General features: G+C 70.5%; 16 protein-coding genes. 5 read left to right on the top strand and 11 right to left on the bottom strand.

Going from position 1 to position 15,399, the window contains the following annotated elements; translation table 11 throughout:
• Window positions 1–10: 10 nt before the first annotated feature.
• The 7 genes from GA0115233_RS08910 to GA0115233_RS08940 form a co-directional block, all read right to left on the bottom strand.
• A complete protein-coding gene (locus tag GA0115233_RS08910) occupies window positions 11–757 on the bottom strand; it encodes an endonuclease/exonuclease/phosphatase family protein (RefSeq protein WP_093719595.1) in 747 nt (248 codons plus the stop codon).
• A gap of 56 nt (window positions 758–813) precedes the next feature.
• Window positions 814–2,259, bottom strand: a complete 1,446-nt coding sequence (locus tag GA0115233_RS08915) for an aldehyde dehydrogenase family protein (RefSeq protein WP_093719572.1) — start codon at window positions 2,257–2,259, stop codon at window positions 814–816.
• Window positions 2,256–3,989, bottom strand: a complete 1,734-nt coding sequence (locus tag GA0115233_RS08920; RefSeq protein ID WP_093719573.1) for an N-acyl-D-amino-acid deacylase family protein — start codon at window positions 3,987–3,989, stop codon at window positions 2,256–2,258. Before GA0115233_RS08920 ends, GA0115233_RS08915 begins: the two co-directional genes overlap by 4 nt.
• Window positions 3,990–4,083: 94 nt before the next feature.
• Window positions 4,084–5,202, bottom strand: coding sequence for an LLM class flavin-dependent oxidoreductase (locus GA0115233_RS08925; RefSeq protein WP_093719574.1), 1,119 nt, complete (start codon window positions 5,200–5,202; stop codon window positions 4,084–4,086).
• Between the two features lie 118 nt (window positions 5,203–5,320).
• A complete protein-coding gene (locus tag GA0115233_RS08930; protein WP_093719575.1) occupies window positions 5,321–6,091 on the bottom strand; it encodes an SDR family NAD(P)-dependent oxidoreductase in 771 nt (256 codons plus the stop codon).
• 11 nt (window positions 6,092–6,102) lie between these two features.
• A complete protein-coding gene (locus tag GA0115233_RS08935; RefSeq protein ID WP_093719576.1) occupies window positions 6,103–7,017 on the bottom strand; it encodes a TIGR03619 family F420-dependent LLM class oxidoreductase in 915 nt (304 codons plus the stop codon).
• A gap of 29 nt (window positions 7,018–7,046) precedes the next feature.
• On the bottom strand, window positions 7,047–8,321 hold the full coding sequence (locus GA0115233_RS08940) for an amidohydrolase family protein (protein ID WP_093719577.1): 1,275 nt from the start codon (window positions 8,319–8,321) through the stop codon (window positions 7,047–7,049).
• Window positions 8,322–8,512: 191 nt separating this feature from the next.
• On the opposite strand from GA0115233_RS08940, the gene GA0115233_RS08950 reads away from it, so the two are divergent.
• Together GA0115233_RS08950 and GA0115233_RS08955 are read left to right on the top strand one after the other, a co-directional pair.
• Complete coding sequence (locus GA0115233_RS08950) at window positions 8,513–11,467, top strand: AfsR/SARP family transcriptional regulator (protein WP_093719578.1); 2,955 nt, start codon at window positions 8,513–8,515, stop codon at window positions 11,465–11,467.
• A gap of 218 nt (window positions 11,468–11,685) precedes the next feature.
• Entirely contained in the window at window positions 11,686–11,880 is a 195-nt protein-coding gene (locus tag GA0115233_RS08955) for a hypothetical protein (protein ID WP_093719579.1), read from the top strand.
• Between the two features lie 87 nt (window positions 11,881–11,967).
• Here GA0115233_RS08955 and GA0115233_RS08960 read toward each other — a convergent pair whose 3' ends face one another.
• Genes GA0115233_RS08960 through GA0115233_RS08975 form a run of 4 tightly spaced genes read right to left on the bottom strand, consistent with a single transcriptional unit; the run spans window position 11,968 to window position 13,224 of the window.
• Window positions 11,968–12,339, bottom strand: coding sequence for a fic family toxin-antitoxin system, toxin component (locus GA0115233_RS08960; RefSeq protein WP_093719580.1), 372 nt, complete (start codon window positions 12,337–12,339; stop codon window positions 11,968–11,970).
• Entirely contained in the window at window positions 12,336–12,554 is a 219-nt protein-coding gene (locus GA0115233_RS08965; RefSeq protein WP_093719581.1) for a hypothetical protein, read from the bottom strand. The genes GA0115233_RS08960 and GA0115233_RS08965 overlap by 4 nt, the downstream gene beginning before the upstream one ends.
• A 32-nt stretch (window positions 12,555–12,586) precedes the next feature.
• Window positions 12,587–12,967: an ATP-binding protein gene (locus GA0115233_RS08970; RefSeq protein ID WP_093719596.1), complete on the bottom strand. Its 381-nt coding sequence runs from the start codon at window positions 12,965–12,967 to the stop codon at window positions 12,587–12,589.
• Window positions 12,968–12,987: 20 nt separating this feature from the next.
• On the bottom strand, window positions 12,988–13,224 hold the full coding sequence (locus GA0115233_RS08975) for a hypothetical protein (protein ID WP_093719582.1): 237 nt from the start codon (window positions 13,222–13,224) through the stop codon (window positions 12,988–12,990).
• A 139-nt stretch (window positions 13,225–13,363) separates the two neighbouring features.
• Here GA0115233_RS08975 and GA0115233_RS08980 point away from each other — a divergent pair, with 139 nt between their 5' ends.
• From GA0115233_RS08980 to GA0115233_RS08990, 3 genes are all read left to right on the top strand, one after another.
• Entirely contained in the window at window positions 13,364–14,215 is an 852-nt protein-coding gene (locus GA0115233_RS08980) for a helix-turn-helix domain-containing protein (protein WP_093719583.1), read from the top strand.
• Window positions 14,196–14,399, top strand: coding sequence for a DUF397 domain-containing protein (locus GA0115233_RS08985; protein ID WP_093719584.1), 204 nt, complete (start codon window positions 14,196–14,198; stop codon window positions 14,397–14,399). Before GA0115233_RS08980 ends, GA0115233_RS08985 begins: the two co-directional genes overlap by 20 nt.
• A gap of 286 nt (window positions 14,400–14,685) precedes the next feature.
• A partial coding sequence (locus GA0115233_RS08990; protein WP_176711686.1) for a hypothetical protein occupies window positions 14,686–15,399 on the top strand: 714 nt, incomplete at its 3' end.

The following is a 15,399-nucleotide window of genomic DNA, read 5'->3' on the forward strand; positions in this document are numbered from 1 at the left end:
TCGCCGGAAGTTAGCACACCAGGTCGGCGACGACCGCGGCGTGGTCGGAGGGCCAGACGCCCTCCACCGGGCGGTCCCCGGCGCGGTGCGCGTGCCGTGCGGTGACCGGACCGGCGAGGTGCACGAAGTCGATCCGTTCCGTCTGCCGGGGGCCCTGGCGGTACGGGAGTCGGGGGTCCCAGTCCCAGGTCTCGCCCGGGGTCGAGGGCGCGGCTTCCTCCCAGGCGTCGCGGAAACACCGACGGAGTTCGAGCAGTTCGGGAAATCCGGGTCCGGCGTTGAAGTCGCCGGTGAGGACGACGGGGCCCTCGCGGTCGGCGAACTCCGCCAGTGTGGCGGCCTGTTGGCGCCGCACGTCGCAGGCGTTCGGGGCGGAGGTCAGATGGGCGGTGAAGAAGGACACCGGGCCAGTGCGGGCGTACAGACCGAGGCGGCCGTCGTCCAGGTCGGGCGGTACGGGCAGGCGCAGGATCTCCGTCTCCTCGATCGGCCAGCGGCTCAGTACCGCGTTGCCGATGTCCACCGAGGGATCGGCTATGCGGCGCCGCCAGCGCTCGGGGGCCGGGGAGGGGGCCCAGGTCCAGTGCAGGCCGAGCTCGGCGGCCAGCCACTCCGCGAGGTTCTCCCCGTCGGCCGCCCAGACCTCCTGGAGCCCCACGAGATCGGGCCGCTGCTCCCGCAGCACCTCCAGGATCGCCTTCTGCCGCTCCCGCCACGGCCCGAACCGCCACCAGAGATTCCAGCTCACGACCCGCACGCCCAACCCACCCCTCGGTCATACCAGGGGGACCATTAAAGGGCACAGGGCCGCCGCTAACCCGGCCACACGATCGACTGCACCTCGCTGTACGCGTGCAGGGCGTACGAGCCCACGTCGCGGCCCACTCCGCTCTTCTTGAAGCCGCCGAAGGGGGCCTCCATGTTGCGGGCGACCGTGTTGATGCCGACGCCTCCGGCACGGAGGCGGCGGGCGGTGCGGAAGGCCTTGGCGATATCGGCGGTCCAGACGTAGTCGATCAGGCCGTAGTCGGTGTCGTTGGCGAGGGCGATGCCTTCTTCCTCGTCCTCGAAGGGGATCACTGCCACCACCGGGCCGAAGATTTCCTCCCTTGCCGCTCTCATGTCGTTCGTGCAGTCCGCGAGGAGGGTCGGGGGCACGTAGAAGCCCTGGGGGTGGGGTGGGCGGTCGCCGCCCGTTACCACCCTCGCCCCTTCCTTCCTCGCCAACTCCACGTACGACTCCACCCGCTCCCGGTGCGCCGCCGAGATCACCGGGCCCACCACCGTCTTCGGGTCCCTGGGATCGCCCACCGGCAGGCGGCTCGCGTACGTCGTCAGGGCCTCCACCAGGCGGTCGTAGACCGGGCGTTGGGCCAGTACCCGGGTCGGGGCCGTGCAGATCTGGCCGCTGTAGAAGGAGAACGTCGTGCCGATGCCGGCCACCGCCGAGGCGATGTCCGCGTCGGCGAAGACGAGCGCCGCGCCCTTGCCGCCCAGCTCCATGAGCTGGCGTTTCATGTCGCGGCCGCACACCTCGGCGATACGGCGGCCCACGGCCGTGGAGCCGGTGAAGCTCACCATGTCGACGTCCGGGGAGGCGACCAGGGTCTCCCCCACCTCCACCGAGGCGCCGGAGATCACGTTCACCACCCCGGGCGGGGCTCCTGCCTCCTCCAGGACCTCCGCCATGCGGTACACGGACAGGGGGTCCTGCGGGGCCGGCTTCACGACGACGGTGTTGCCCATGGCGAGAGCCGGGGCGATCTTTCCGGCGGCGTTGGCCCAGGGGTTGTTGTACGAGGAGATGCAGGCGACGACCCCGACCGGCTGCCGTACCGCCAGCGCGCCCACCACTCCGGCCTTCCCCATCGGCCCGGCCTCGTTGATCTGCGGCGCGATCGGCCACTCGGCGGGCTCCACGCGCGCGTACCGCCGGAACCGGGCCGCCGCCACACCGACCTGCATCGCCCGCGCGGTGCCGGTCGTGGCGCCGGTCTCCGCCTGGGCGAGTTCCGCGTACGGGACCAGGCGTTCCCGGATCAGGTCCGCGGCCCGCGCCAGGATCGCCGCCCGCTCCTCGGGCGCCGTGCGCGACCACGGCCCGAACGCCTCTCGGGCCGCCGCGCAGGCCGCGTCCACCTGGTCCCGGGTGGCCTCGGGCGCCGCGCCGACGGTGGCCTCGGTCGCCGGGTCGACGACGTCATAGTGGCCGCCCTCGGGCTCGGTCCAGGTCCCGCCGATGAAGAGCCGCTGGTTCACCGGGTGCTCACCGTCCGGGTGTCGCGGCCGGAGCGCAGCACCCGGCCCGGTACCGCGCCGGTCACCACGTCGTCGCGGATGGCCTCGATGCCGTTGACCCAGACGGCGTGCACGCCGAGCGCCCTGGAGTCCAGGCGCGGGCTGTCTCCCGGCAGGTCGTGCACCAGGGTGGCCGTACCGGCGTCGATGCGTTCCGGGTCGAAGAGCACCAAGTCGGCATGGAACCCCTCCTGCACGCGCCCCCGTTCACGTAGCCCGAACAGCCGCGCCGGATCGTCGGTCAGCATCCGCACCGCCTGCTCCAGCGGCACCAGTTTCCGCCCGCGCAGACAATCGCCGAGGAAGCGTGTCGTGTACGGCGCCCCGCACATGCGGTCCAGGTGCGCGCCCGCGTCGGAGCCGCCGAGCAGGACGTCCTCGTGCTGCCAGGTCTGGGCCCGCAGCGCCCAGGAGGCGGGGTCGTTGTCGGGCGGCATCGGCCAGAGCACCGTGCGCAGTTCGTCGTTGGCGCAGATCTCGACCAGGCAGGCGAACGGGTCCTGTCCGCGCTCGGCCGCGATGTCCCGCACCACGCGGCCGGTCAGTCCGCGGTTGGCCTCGCTGTAGGTGTCGCCGATGACGTACCGCCCGAAGTCCGCGAGCCGCCGGAAGACGCCGGCCTCCTTGGACGCGGCGTGCTTGAGCATCTCGGCGCGGACGGCGGGGTCGCGGAGCTTCGCCATCCGCTCCGGGACCGGCAGTGCGAGGATCGGGCCCCAGCCCGGTATCAGGTTCAGCGCGCAGAACGTGCCCAGGGACATGTTCATCGGGGTCAGGATCGGCATGGTCAGCGCGACGACCCGGCCGCCCGCCTTCCTCGCCCGCTCACTGGCCAGCAACTGCCGGGGCACCCGCTCCGGAACGGCCGCGTCGATGGTCAGCACGTTCCAGTTCAGAGGGCGGCCGGCCGTCGCGCTCATCTCCGCGAACAGGTCGATCTCGGCGTCGCTGAACTGGTCCAGGCAGCCCGCCACGATCGCCTCGATCTGCGTGCCCTCGTGCTCGCTGACCGCCTTCGACAGCGCGAGCAGTTCGGCGGGCAGCGCGTGCCGGGACGCCACCGGCTGCCCGTCGCCGTCGGAGTGGGTGGAGGACTGGGTGGTGGAGAAGCCCCAGGCCCCGGCCTCCATGGCCTCCCGCAGCAGCCCCACCATCGCGTCGAGCTGGGCGGCGGACGGCTGGCCGCCGATGGCGTCCGGGCCCATCACGTACCGGCGCAGCGCGCAGTGCCCCACCATGAAACCGGCGTTGACGGCGATCCGCCCTTCCAAGGCGTCCAGGTACTCCCCGAACCCGTGCCAGTTCCAGGGCGCCCCCTGTTCGAGGGCGACCAGGGACATGCCCTCGACCTTGGACATCATGCGCCGCGTGTAGTCGGCGTCGGCGGGGCGGTCGGGGTTGAGGGGCGCGAGGGTGAACCCGCAGTTCCCGGCGGCGACCGTGGTGACGCCGTGGTTGAGGGAGGGGGTCGCGTACGGGTCCCAGAAGAGCTGGGCGTCGTAGTGCGTGTGCGGGTCGACGAACCCGGGCGCGAGGACGAGTCCGGTCGCGTCCTCGCTGGTGAGGGCGGGTTCGGTGACTCCGGGGGCGACGACGGCGATACGGCCGTCGCGCAGGCCCACATCGGCGGTGTAGGCGGGGGCGCCGGTGCCGTCGACGACGGTGGCGCCCTTGATGATGTGATCGAGCATGGACGTTCACCTCCTGGGTTGGGGGTTCGAGCTCCGACCTGGGGGCGCGGACCGCGCGCTCGGCCACGCGGCACCCGCCCCCGCCGACGACCCCTCAGGCACCGCTCCGGAACCGCGCCGTCCGATGCACCGGGTCCGTGTCGATCTTCGGAATCACGTGCTCCCCGATCAGCCGGATCGTCTGGAGCGTCTCCTCCTTCGGCACCCCCACCGGCAGTCCGAAGCTCAGCTGGTCCGCCCCGGCCTGCTCCCACCTCTTGCACTGCCGCAGCACCTCGTCGGGGTCGCCGCAGATCAGCAGTTCCTCCTCGATGAGCACCTCGACGAAATCCTCGGTGTACTCGGGCAGCGTCTCCGGCCACACCGGGAAGCCCTCGGGCCGCGGGAAGGTGTCGTGGTACCTGAAGACCAGCGACGGCAGGTAGTGCAGCCCGCCGTTGACCGCGATGCGTACCGCCTCCTCGTGCGTGGGCGCGCAGATCGCGGTGGTCGTCACCATCACGTTGTCGTTGACGAAGTCCCCGATCGGCTCGGCGTCCACGATCGCCGTCTTGTACTGCTCCAGCACCCATTCCATGTCGGAGACCTTCTGCACGCTGAAGCCCAGCACCCCGAGCCCCTTGCGCGCGGCCATGGCGTACGAGGGGGGCGATCCGGCCGCGTACCACATCGCGGGGTGGGACTTCCCGTACGGCTTGGGCAGGATCTTGCGCGGCGGCAGCGACCAGTGCTTGCCCTGGAAGCCCGCGTACTCGTCCTGGAGCCACATCTTCGGGAACTCTGCGATGGTCTCTTCCCAGATCTCCTTGGTGTGGTTCATGTCCGTGATGCCGGGCAGGAACCCGAGGATCTCGTGCGACCCGGCGCCGCGTCCGCTGCCGAACTCAAAGCGGTTACCGGAGAGATGGTCGAGCATGGCGACCTTCTCGGCGACCTTGACCGGGTGGTTGACCTGGGCGAGCGGGTTGAAGATCCCGGAGCCCAGGTGGATCCGCTCGGTGGCGTGCGCCAGATAGCCCAGGAACACGTCGTTGGCGGACAGGTGCGAGTACTCCTCCAGGAAGTGGTGCTCGGAGGCCCAGGCGTACTTGAAGCCGGACCTGTCCGCCTCGATGACGTACTCGGTCTCCTCCATCAGCGCCTTGTGCTCGGCGAGCGGGTCAGTCTCCGCGCGCTTGCCGACGTATCCCTGTACAAAGAGCCCGAATTCCACGGCGGTTCACCGTCCCGGTCCTAGGCCGACGCCTGGTTTCTGATGGTCCGTCAGATCGCTGACTGTGGCACCGTACGCGCGAGGGGTCAATAGCTGACGGTCAGTCAGGCAAGGGAGTTCAGAGCACCGACACCCCCGCCAGCCACCCCCCGTCGATCACGAACGGCTGCCCGGTGATGTACGACGAGTCCTCCGAGGTCAGGAAGAGGGCGAGGCGGGCCACCTCCTCCGCCCTGCCGATCCGGCCGAGCGGCACGAGCTTGCGGTACAGCCCGTCCAGGGCCCGTGCCGTGGCCTGCGCGTCCGCCGCCGGGTCCAGTTGCGCCGGGTTGGACATGGCGGTGTCGATGGCGCCGGGGCACATGGCGTTGACGCGGATGCCCCGAGGGGCCAGCTCCAGCGCGGCGACCCGGGTGAGCCCCACGATCGCGTGCTTGGAGGCCGCGTACGCCCCCACGGCCGCCATTCCGGTCAGCCCGGTGTAGGAGGCGGTGTTGACGATCGTGCCGCCGTCCGCCATCTCGGGCGCGACCGCCTTGATGCCGAGGAAGCAGCCGGCCTGGTTGACCCGGACGACCTGCATGAACTCGTCGAGGGGAGTGTCGACGAGGGAGTTGAAGCGCAGGATGCCGGCGTTGTTGACCAGGCCGTCGATGTGCCCGTACGCCTCCTTCGCCGCGCTCACCGCGGACCGCCAGTCATCCTCCTCCCCCACGTCCAGGTGGACGTACCGGGCGCCGATCTCCTTGGCGAGGGCCTCGCCGGGGTCGTCCAGCACATCGGCGACGACGACGTCGGCGCCCTCCTGCCGGAACAGGCGCGCCTCCTGTTCGCCCTGTCCGCGGGCCGCGCCGGTGACGATGACGACGCGGCCGTCGAGCTTGCCCATATGACAACTCCTCATAGATGGGGGGCGACTTCGGCGCCGAACGCCGTCATCTGGTCGATGAGTTCGTCCCGGCCGCGGGCCCGGAAGCGGACCTGGAGCTGGTCCACGCCCATCGCCCGGTACGCCCGCAGCGACTCGGCGAGTTCGTCCGGGCTGCCGGTGAGGGTGCGGCGGCCGACGTGCCAGGACGGGGCACCGATGTAGAGGGGTTCGGCGATGGCGCCGATGGTGTACGGGCCTTCGCGTCCGGCCTGTTCGCGCAACTGCCGTATGCGGGCGATCTGCTGGGGCAGGCGGTCGCGCGGGTCGCCCTGAGGCAGCCAGCCGTCCCCTTTCAGCGCCGCCCGGCGCACGGCCGCGGGCGAGGAGCCGCCGACCCACAGAGGCACGCGCTCCTGCGCGGGCCTGGGCAACTGGCCGAGCCCCTCGAAGTCGTACAGCTTGCCGTGGTGCTCGGGGAACTCCTCCGGCCCGAGCGCGGCGCGCAGCGCGTCCACGCACTCGTCCAGTACGGCGCCCCGGTGCGCGAAGTCCACACCGAGCGCGGTGAACTCCTCCTCCACATGTCCGGCGCCCACGCCCAGGATCAGCCGGCCGCCGGAGAGGTGGTCGACGGTGGCGTACTGCTTGGCGGTGATCAGGGGGTGGCGCAGGCCGACCACCGCGACATGGCTCAGCAGGCGCACCCGCTCGGTGGCCGCGGCGAGGTGGGCGAGGGTGGCGACGGGGTCGTACCAGACGGTGCTCATCGCGGAGGCGAGGCGGCGCGGGACGGCCACGTGGTCGCAGGCGGCGATGTAGGCGAACCCGGCGCGGTCGGCGGCGCGGGCGAGGGCGCGCAGGTCGTCGGGGCCGGCGGCGGCCTCCCAGGGCTCGGCGTACAGGGTGCTCTGGGACTGGATCGGGAGCTGGATGCCGTAGTGCACGAGGGGGGCCTTTCTCGTGGGGGGGCGGTCTATGGCATACGGGCCGTACCGGTCGTACTGGCCGTACCGGCTCCGGGCCACAGGCCCTCGTCGGTGAGGCCGAGGAGGTCGATGGCGTTGCGCCGGACGATCCGTTCCACCACGTCCGCCGGGAGGTGCCCCATCTGGGCCTCGCCGACCTCGCGGGACTTGGGCCAGGTGGAGTCGGAGTGCGGGTAGTCGGTCTCGTACAGGACGTTGCCGACGCCGATGGAGTCGAGGTTGCGCAGGCCGAAGGCGTCGTCGAAGAAGCAGCCGTAGACGTGTTCGGCGAACAGTTCCGACGGCGGCCGGTGCACCTTGTCGGCGACGCCGCCCCAGCCGCGGTTCTCCTCCCACACCACGTCGGCGCGCTCCAGGATGTACGGGATCCAGCCGATCTGCCCCTCGGCGTACATCACCCTGAGGTTCGGGAAGCGCTCGAACTTGCCGCTCATCAGCCAGTCGACCATCGAGAAGCAGCAGTTGGCGAAGGTGATGGTGGAGCCGACGGCGGGCGGGGCGTCGGCGGAGGTGGAGGGCATACGGCTGCTGGAGCCGATGTGCATGGCGACGACCGTGCCGGTCTCGTCGCAGGCGGCGAGGAAGGGGTCCCAGTCGTCGGTGTGGACGGAGGGGAGCCCGAGGTGCGGGGGTATCTCGGAGAAGGCGACGGCACGGACACCGCGGGCGGCGTTGCGGCGGACCTCCTCGGCGGCGAGGCGGGCGTCCCAGAGCGGGATGAGGGTGAGCGGGATGAGCCGTCCGCGCGCCTCGGGCCCGCACCACTCCTCCACCATCCAGTCGTTGTAGGCGCGGATGCAGAGGAGCCCCAGCTCGTGGTCGGCCGCCTCGGTGAAGGTCTGGCCGCAGAAGCGCGGGAAGGTGGGGAAGCAGAGGGCGGACTGGACGTGGTTGACGTCCATGTCGGCGAGGCGGGCGGGGACGTCGTAGGAGCCCTTGCGCATCTGCTCGTAGGTGATGACCTCCAGCTTGATCTCGTCGCGGTCGTAGCCGACGGCGGTGTCGAGCCGGGTCAGGGGGCGGTGCAGGTCCTCGTAGACCCACCAGTCGCCGATCGGGCCGTCGTCGCCCGGGGCGCCCATGACGGGCTTGAACCGGCCGCCGAGGAAGGTCATTTCCTTCAGCGGGGCGCGGACGATCCGGGGCCCGGTGTCGAGGTGCTTCTTCGGGAGCCGGTCCTGCCAGACCTGCGGGGGCTCAACCGTGTGGTCGTCGACGGAGATGATCGGGGGGAGCGGTGTCGGGGTCGGTGTTGTCTCCATGAGGCGTACGGTAGCGCTGATCTGACGGTCCGTCAGCTATGGAGGTGGCGACCGGAAGCCTGCGAAGAGGTTGTGTGGGCCTTGTGGTGTACCGCACGTCTGGCTGTGAGTGGCGTCTCGCACGGCTGACGCATCCGCCATGAACAAGGCAAACTGGCCTGGTTGTCATGACGTTCTGCAGGGGGACGGCGATGGACGGTGTACCGCGGGTGCCGGAGCAGCGGCGTGGCGGCCAGGTCGGCTCGCAGGAGCCGGCGGTGTCGCGCTTCGGCGTGCTCGGCCCGGTGCGCGCCTGGCGTGGGGACGAGGTGCTGAACACCGGCTCGCCCCAGCAGCGCGCCCTGCTCGCGGCCCTGCTGCTGCGGGAGGGCCGTACGGCGACGGCGGCGGAGCTGATCGACGCGCTGTGGGGCGAGGAGCCACCGCCGCAGGCGCTGGCGGCGGTACGGACGTACGCCTCCCGGCTGCGCAAGGTGCTGGACCCCGGAGTGCTGGTCAGCGAGTCCGGCGGGTACGCGGTGCGCGGCCTCGGCGACGGGGCGCTGGACCTCTCGGTCGCCCAGGAGCTGGCGACGCAGGCGGAGAAGGCCCGCGGCACCGGGGACTTGTGTCATGCCCGCGACGTACTGAACCGCGCGCTGGCCCTGTGGGACGGGGAGCCGCTGGCGGGCGTACCGGGCCCGTACGCAGAGGCGCAACGGGTCCGTCTGCAGGAATGGCGCCTCCAACTCCTCGAATCCCGCCTGGACATGGACCTGGAACAGGGCTGCCACGCGGAGGCGATCTCGGAACTGACCGCGCTGACGGCGGCGCACCCCTTGCGGGAACGCCTGCGCGAGCTGCTGATGCTCGCCCTGTACCGCAGCGGGCGGCAGGCGGAGGCGCTGGCGGTGTACGCCGACACGCGGCGCCTGTTGGCGGACGAACTGGGCGTGGACCCGGGGCCGGGCCTGCGGGAGTTGCAGCAGCGGATCCTCCAGGCGGACCCGAACCTGGCGGAGCCGTCGGCGCCGCTCGCGGAACCGTCGGTGGTGCCGGTCCGTCCGGCGCAACTCCCGGCCACGGTTCCGGACTTCACGGGCCGCGCGTCCTTCGTTGCCGAACTGAGCGAGGTGCTGGCGACGGCGGAGGGCCGGGTCATGGCGGTCTCGGCGCTGGCCGGGATCGGCGGCGTGGGCAAGACGACGCTGGCGGTGCACGTCGCCCACCAGGCGCGGTCCGCCTTCCCCGACGGACAGCTCTACGTCGACCTCCAGGGCGCGGGCGCCCGCGCGGCGGACCCGGAAACAGTCCTGGGCTCCTTCCTGCGCGCCCTCGGCACGGCGGACTCGGCGATCCCGGACTCCCTGGAGGAGCGGGCCGCCCTCTACCGCTCGGTCCTGGACGGCCGCCGCGTCCTGGTCCTCCTCGACAACGCCCGTGACGCGGCCCAGGTACGGCCCCTGCTGCCCGGCACCTCCGGGTGTGCGGCGCTGGTGACGTCGCGGGTGCGGATGGTGGACCTGGCCGGGGCGCACCTGGTCGACCTGGACGTGATGTCCCCCGACGAGGCGCTGTCCCTCTTCACGAAGATCGTGGGCGAGGAGCGGGTGGCCTCGGAACGGGAGGCGGCCCTGGACGTGGTGGCGGCGTGCGGTTTCCTCCCGCTGGCCATCCGCATCGCGGCCTCCCGCCTCGCGGCCCGCCGCACCTGGACGGTCTCGGTACTGGCGGCGAAGCTCGCCGACGAACGCCGCCGCCTGGACGAACTCCAGGCCGGTGACCTGGCGGTGAAGGCGACATTCGAACTCGGCTACGGCCAGCTGGAGCCCGCGCAGGCGCGTGCGTTCCGGTTGCTGGGGCTGGCGGACGGGCCGGACATCTCGCTGGCGGCGGCAGCGGCCCTGCTCGACCTCGGTCCGGAGGAGACGGAGGAACTGCTGGAGTCCCTGGTGGATACGTCGCTCCTTGAGTCGGCGGCGCCGGGGCGGTACCGGTTCCACGATCTGGTGCGGCTCTACGCGCGTGCTTGTGCGGAGAGGGACGAGTGGCCGCCGAGTGAGCGGGGGGCGGCGTTGTCGCGGTTGCTGGACTTTTACTTGGCTACGACGGCCCAGGTGTACTCGATCGAGCACGGCGAGGACCGGCTGACCGACCACCTGGAACCGACCCAGTACCCGGGACTGCGCTTCACCGAGGCGTCGAGAGCCCTCGACTGGCTGTACACGGAGGCCGGACAACTCCTGGCATGCGTACGACAGGCGGCGGGGACGGAACGGCTGCGACGGGCCGTCGATCTGCTCTGGGCGGCGAAGGACCTGACCGAGTCGGGCGCCTACTCGTACCAGTACGAGGTGACGGCACAGGCCACCTGCGAGGCCACCCGGGTCGCGGGTCACGAGCGGGCCGAGGGCAGGGCGCGCACGGTACTCAGTGACGTACTGCTGGTCTCCGGGCGGGTCCAGCAGTCGGAGCAGGAGGCGCGGGTGGCCATGGAACTCGCGGCGCGCGCACAGGACTCCATCGCCGTCAGCTGGGTCGCCAACAACCGAGGCCTGATCTGCCTGCACGAGAGCCGGTTCGCGGACGGCAAGATCTTCTTCGACCAGGCCCTCGAAGGTCTGCGGGCCACGGGCAACAGGCCCTTCGAAGCAACCGTGCTGGGCAACCTGTCGCGGGCTCATCTCGGCATGGGCAACATCGCGAAGGCCGTGGAGATCGCCCAGAGGGGTCTCGCCGTGCACATGGAGGTCGGCCAGACCGTCCGGCTGGCCAACGGGCACTTCCAACTGGGCGTCGCGCTGACCAGGGCGGGCCGATACACGGAGGCGTTGAGCCAGTTCTCCGACGCCCTCGGCCTGTTCAACGACCACCGCCAGCGGCTCTGGGAGGGCGTCACCCACTTCCGCATCGCCGAGGTCCATGCGGCTGAGCGGCGTCCCGCGAACGCCGCTCAGCACGCCGAGCAGGCTCTGGCGTTGGGTTGCATTGGCGGAGACCGCATGCGAGGCAACGTCCTGACCCTGTTGGGGCGTTCGCTGTCCGCGCTCGGACAGGCGGACCGGGCGCGCGCGTGCTGGCGGGAGGCACTCAACCTCTACGAGCAAAACGGCGCGCCGGAGGCCGACGAGGTACGCGAACTGCTCACGTCAACCGCGGCCGCGTAGCGGGGAACACGCCTCTCACCTGGGGTTGGCGGGCGTTCAGCGTTCGTTTATCTCCTCCCGCCAGACTCGTAGTCAGTCGCACCGTCGCCACGGGGGGCAGGCGGTCCGACGCGGAGCCCGGCGAGCTAGTCTGCGGCTCCGAACGCCCGTCCGGTAATACTCGGGGGAGTTACCGGACGGGCGTTCCTCACTCACATCGAACAGAGGAACACGAATCCATGAGCGACAAGAAGAAGGACGAGACCGTCACTCCGGACACCGACGCCACGGCCGTCGAGCCCGCCGCGGACGAGGCGATCACCACGCTCAACAACTCCATGCCGAGCGAACCGGCCAAGGCCGAGACCCTCGTCACCAAGAACAACTCCATGCCGGCCCCGCCCGCCCTGAACCTGGACGGCGGCAAGAAGTAAGCCTCATCCCACGGGGATCGGCCGCGGCGGCGCGGAGGGGGAGCCGTCGCGGCCGAGGCATGTCCGGGGGCGGCGCCCCTCCCGGGGCTACACCGCCCAGGACTTCAGCACCTCGGCCACGCTACGGGCCGTGCTGTTCTCCTTCTTCAGCTCCGCGGCCAACGCGGAGACCCGCTGTTGGTCCAGTTTGGCCGGGACGCCGGACGCGGCCAGGTAGGCGTATGCGACGGCCACGGCAACCCGCAGGTTCGAGCGCTCCAGCCACCGCATGCGGCCCAGGGAATGGGCGAGGGCGGCCGCCTTCGCGTACGCGCCCTGGTACACGTCCTGGCCGACCAGTACCGCCTTGCACCGCTCGACCGCGGCGACCGGTACGCCGTAGTCGTCAATCGCGGGATCACCCTGCCCCGCCCGCTGCGCGACCTCAAGAATCCAGGCGAGGTCAACATTCAGGCTCACGTACGGCCGTCCCCCTCGATCTCGTCGAGGAGATCGCCGTAGTCGTCCAGCACTCCCTGCGCCGCCGCCATGAAGACGGAACGGAGCTGCTCGTTGTCGGCCCGGATGAGCTGCTCGACGTACTCGTTGACCGGTATGCGCCGCGTGGCCGCGGCCTGGCGGGCCATCTCCGCGGTGTCGTCGTCCATGCGGATGTTGATCTGCGTCTTGGCCATGCGGCGAAGGTATCACCTGATACCAACCCTCGCTAGGGGCTGATACCACCCTCACCCTCACCTCCAGCCACCTCGCACCACACCGTCTTGCCGACGACACCCCGCTCCACACCCCACCGCACCGCCACCGCGTCAACGAGCAGCAACCCACGCCCGGACTCATCGTGCGCAGTGACGGCCGACACCCCTGGCAGCACGCACAGCCCCGCATCACTGACCGCAACCCGCGTCCGGACACCCGCACGAGCGACCCGCACGGTCACCGGCACCCCCTCCCCCACTTGTCGGATGACGTTCGCCATCAACTCACTGACGCACAACTGGACCTCCCCACCCTCGTCCCCGAACCGATCCCGCACCGCCCGCCGCAGCTCCGCCACCGCCTTGGGCAGGGCGAGCAGACTCACCTCCATCACCGAGTCCGACTCCCCCATCAGCCCGCCGCCTCACGAAGAACCGCCGCCAGCTTCCGTGCAGTCGGGATGTTGCAGTTGCCGAGCACGACCAGGCCCACGGGAGGCCGGCGCGCGGCAGCGAAGCTCGGGAGGTCCACGCCGAGGGAAGGGAGGGTGATGCCGTGGGCGGCGAGGGCGTCGCGTAGTTCTTCCACGCAGAGGGTCACGTCGAAAGGGGTGGGACTGAGCTCGGGATTGGACTTGGGCGACTGCATGAACGTACGCCTTCCTGTGCACTCTGTGATGAATCAGTCACAGGCTGACGCCACGCCGCGTACCGTGAAAGACGTTCGGCTTCCCGGACGCGAACGGCAGAACCCGGCGCGGTAGTTGTGGAAACGGCGGTGAACCAGGTTGCGGCGCAAGGACATCGACGGTTCGGAAAGCGTTCCGAGCTTCTACGGCAAGGAGTTGCGGTGGAAGCGGGAGGAGGCGGGGCTCACGCTTCAGCAACTGGCCGAGGGAAGCTTCTACGGACTGAGTCACCTCAGCGAGATCGAGCGGGGCGAGCGCCGCATGCCGCGCGACCTCGCCGAGCACGTGGACCGGGTACTGGGGACGGACGGGTTCTTCGCGCGGCGGTGCGAGGATGTGCGTCGGGCTCGGCGGAGGGGGCATGCCAAGTATTTCGAGAGGGTTCTCGAAGCCGAGCAACATGCGGACGTGATCGAGGAATGGTGCCCCACGCTCTTCCCTGGACTGCTCCAGACAGCCCCGTACGCCCACGCAGTCGTACGGGCCACACACCCACTGGAGTCTCCGCAGCAAACTAACGAAAAGGTGGAGGCTCGCATGGCCCGCGCCCGCCTCTTCGACAACGACGCCACAACTCCCGAGTACTGGGTGATCATCCACGAGTCGCTGCTACGACTGCCCATCCTGTCGCCGCTAGAGATGGCGGTCCAGCTGGAGCGCATCGTCGCGTTGGCCAGACGGCCCCGAATCACTCCACAAGTGCTCCCGTGGAATTGCGGGCCGCATCCCTTCATGCTCGGCACGGCGAAGCTGATGAGCTTCCCCGACGCCCCGCCGCTGGTGTACACGGAGTCCCTCCACACCGGGGCCACCATCGACGATCCGGCACTCGTGAAGGAATACCGCAAGTCGTACGATCGGCTCAGGGCCGCCGCTCTGCCGCCGGAGGCGTCCCTCGCAATGGTCGAGGAAGCGGCTGAGGACTACCGAAATGGCAAGCAAAGCCTTTGACTTGAGCACCGCGCGTTGGAAGAAGAGCAGCTACAGCAACGGCAGCGGCGGCGACTGCGTCGAGGTCGCCGACAACACCCCGGGCGTGATCCCCATACGCGACTCCAAGAACCCCGCCAACGCGCCCGTACTCCTCTTCCAGCCCCCGACCTGGGCCGCATTCCTGGCGTCCCTCAAACGCTGATCCCTGCCCCTGACCCCGGGGTTATCCACAGGCACCCTCAGGAAGCCGCCGCCTCTGCGATCTTGAGGGTATGGAGAGGCGGACGGCATTGCAGGAGCTTACGGAGGGCGGGGTTCTGCTGACCTCCCGCGCCGTCGATGCCGGGTGGCCCGAGCGGAGCCTTTCAAGGGTTCTGCGAGTGGAGGGCTGGACCCGGATCCGGGCGGGTGCGTGGGTCCAGCCGGGGCAGGTGGTCGACCTTGCCATACGCCTCCGGGCGGTACAGCTGCTCAGACCACAGCTCGTCGTGAGTCACCGGTCGGCCGCCGCCCTCTGGCGGATCGAGACGCTCGGCAATGGCACCGACGCGGCCCTGGAGTTCGTTGACCCGAAGCTGGCTCTCCGCCGGAAGAGCGGAGGCGTACACGTGTACCGGCTCCCTCTCACCAAAGCGGACGTGGCCGTACGGAACGGCCTACGCGTCACCAACCCGGCACGCACACTTGCCGATCTGCTCAGGGCCGGGCCGAGGAACAACGCACTCGTCGCCGCGGAGTCCGCGCTGACCTACCGTCGGGTGAACCGCGTACGGCGTGCGCCGGTGACCCGCCTCGACGTGATCGCCAAGGCACTCGAGGCACCGCTACTCGGAGCAAAGAGGGCGCGCGACTGGTTGGGGTTGATCGACCCGCGCTCCGAGTCACCGGCCGAGACCATCGCCCGCCTGCACATGCACGACGCCGGCCTGCACCCGGAACCCCAGGCCGAGCTCCTCACCCCGGAGGGACGCCGGCTCCGCCTCGACTTCCTGTTCCGTACCGAGGGCGTGGCCGTCGAGGTCGAGGGCTACGCCTACCACGGCACCTGGGATGCCCACCGCCGGGACGTGGTCCGCTTCAACCAGATCGCGCAGTGCCCGAAGGTGCGCAGACTGCTGCGTTTCACCGCCGAGGACGTGTTCCATCGGCCTGCGCTGATGATTGAGGGAATTCGGGCCGCTCTGGGCACCGGAGTGAGCGGG

The organism is Streptomyces sp. DI166 (genome assembly GCF_900091315.1).
GTDB lineage: Bacteria > Actinomycetota > Actinomycetes > Streptomycetales > Streptomycetaceae > Streptomyces > Streptomyces fuscus.

What these genes read in the sequence shown, in the direction of transcription:
- GA0115233_RS08920 (WP_093719573.1), bottom strand. Translation starts at nt 3,989, where the DNA reads ATGCTCGATCACATCATCAAGGGCGCCACCGTCGTCGACGGCACCGGC.
- GA0115233_RS08930 (WP_093719575.1), bottom strand. Translation starts at nt 6,091, where the DNA reads ATGGGCAAGCTCGACGGCCGCGTCGTCATCGTCACCGGCGCGGCCCGC.
- GA0115233_RS08940 (WP_093719577.1), bottom strand. Translation starts at nt 8,321, where the DNA reads ATGGAGACAACACCGACCCCGACACCGCTCCCCCCGATCATCTCCGTC.
- GA0115233_RS08950 (WP_093719578.1), top strand. Translation starts at nt 8,513, where the DNA reads ATGGACGGTGTACCGCGGGTGCCGGAGCAGCGGCGTGGCGGCCAGGTC.
- GA0115233_RS08955 (WP_093719579.1), top strand. Translation starts at nt 11,686, where the DNA reads ATGAGCGACAAGAAGAAGGACGAGACCGTCACTCCGGACACCGACGCC.
- GA0115233_RS08965 (WP_093719581.1), bottom strand. Translation starts at nt 12,554, where the DNA reads ATGGCCAAGACGCAGATCAACATCCGCATGGACGACGACACCGCGGAG.
- GA0115233_RS08970 (WP_093719596.1), bottom strand. Translation starts at nt 12,967, where the DNA reads ATGGAGGTGAGTCTGCTCGCCCTGCCCAAGGCGGTGGCGGAGCTGCGG.
- GA0115233_RS08975 (WP_093719582.1), bottom strand. Translation starts at nt 13,224, where the DNA reads ATGCAGTCGCCCAAGTCCAATCCCGAGCTCAGTCCCACCCCTTTCGAC.
- GA0115233_RS08985 (WP_093719584.1), top strand. Translation starts at nt 14,196, where the DNA reads ATGGCAAGCAAAGCCTTTGACTTGAGCACCGCGCGTTGGAAGAAGAGC.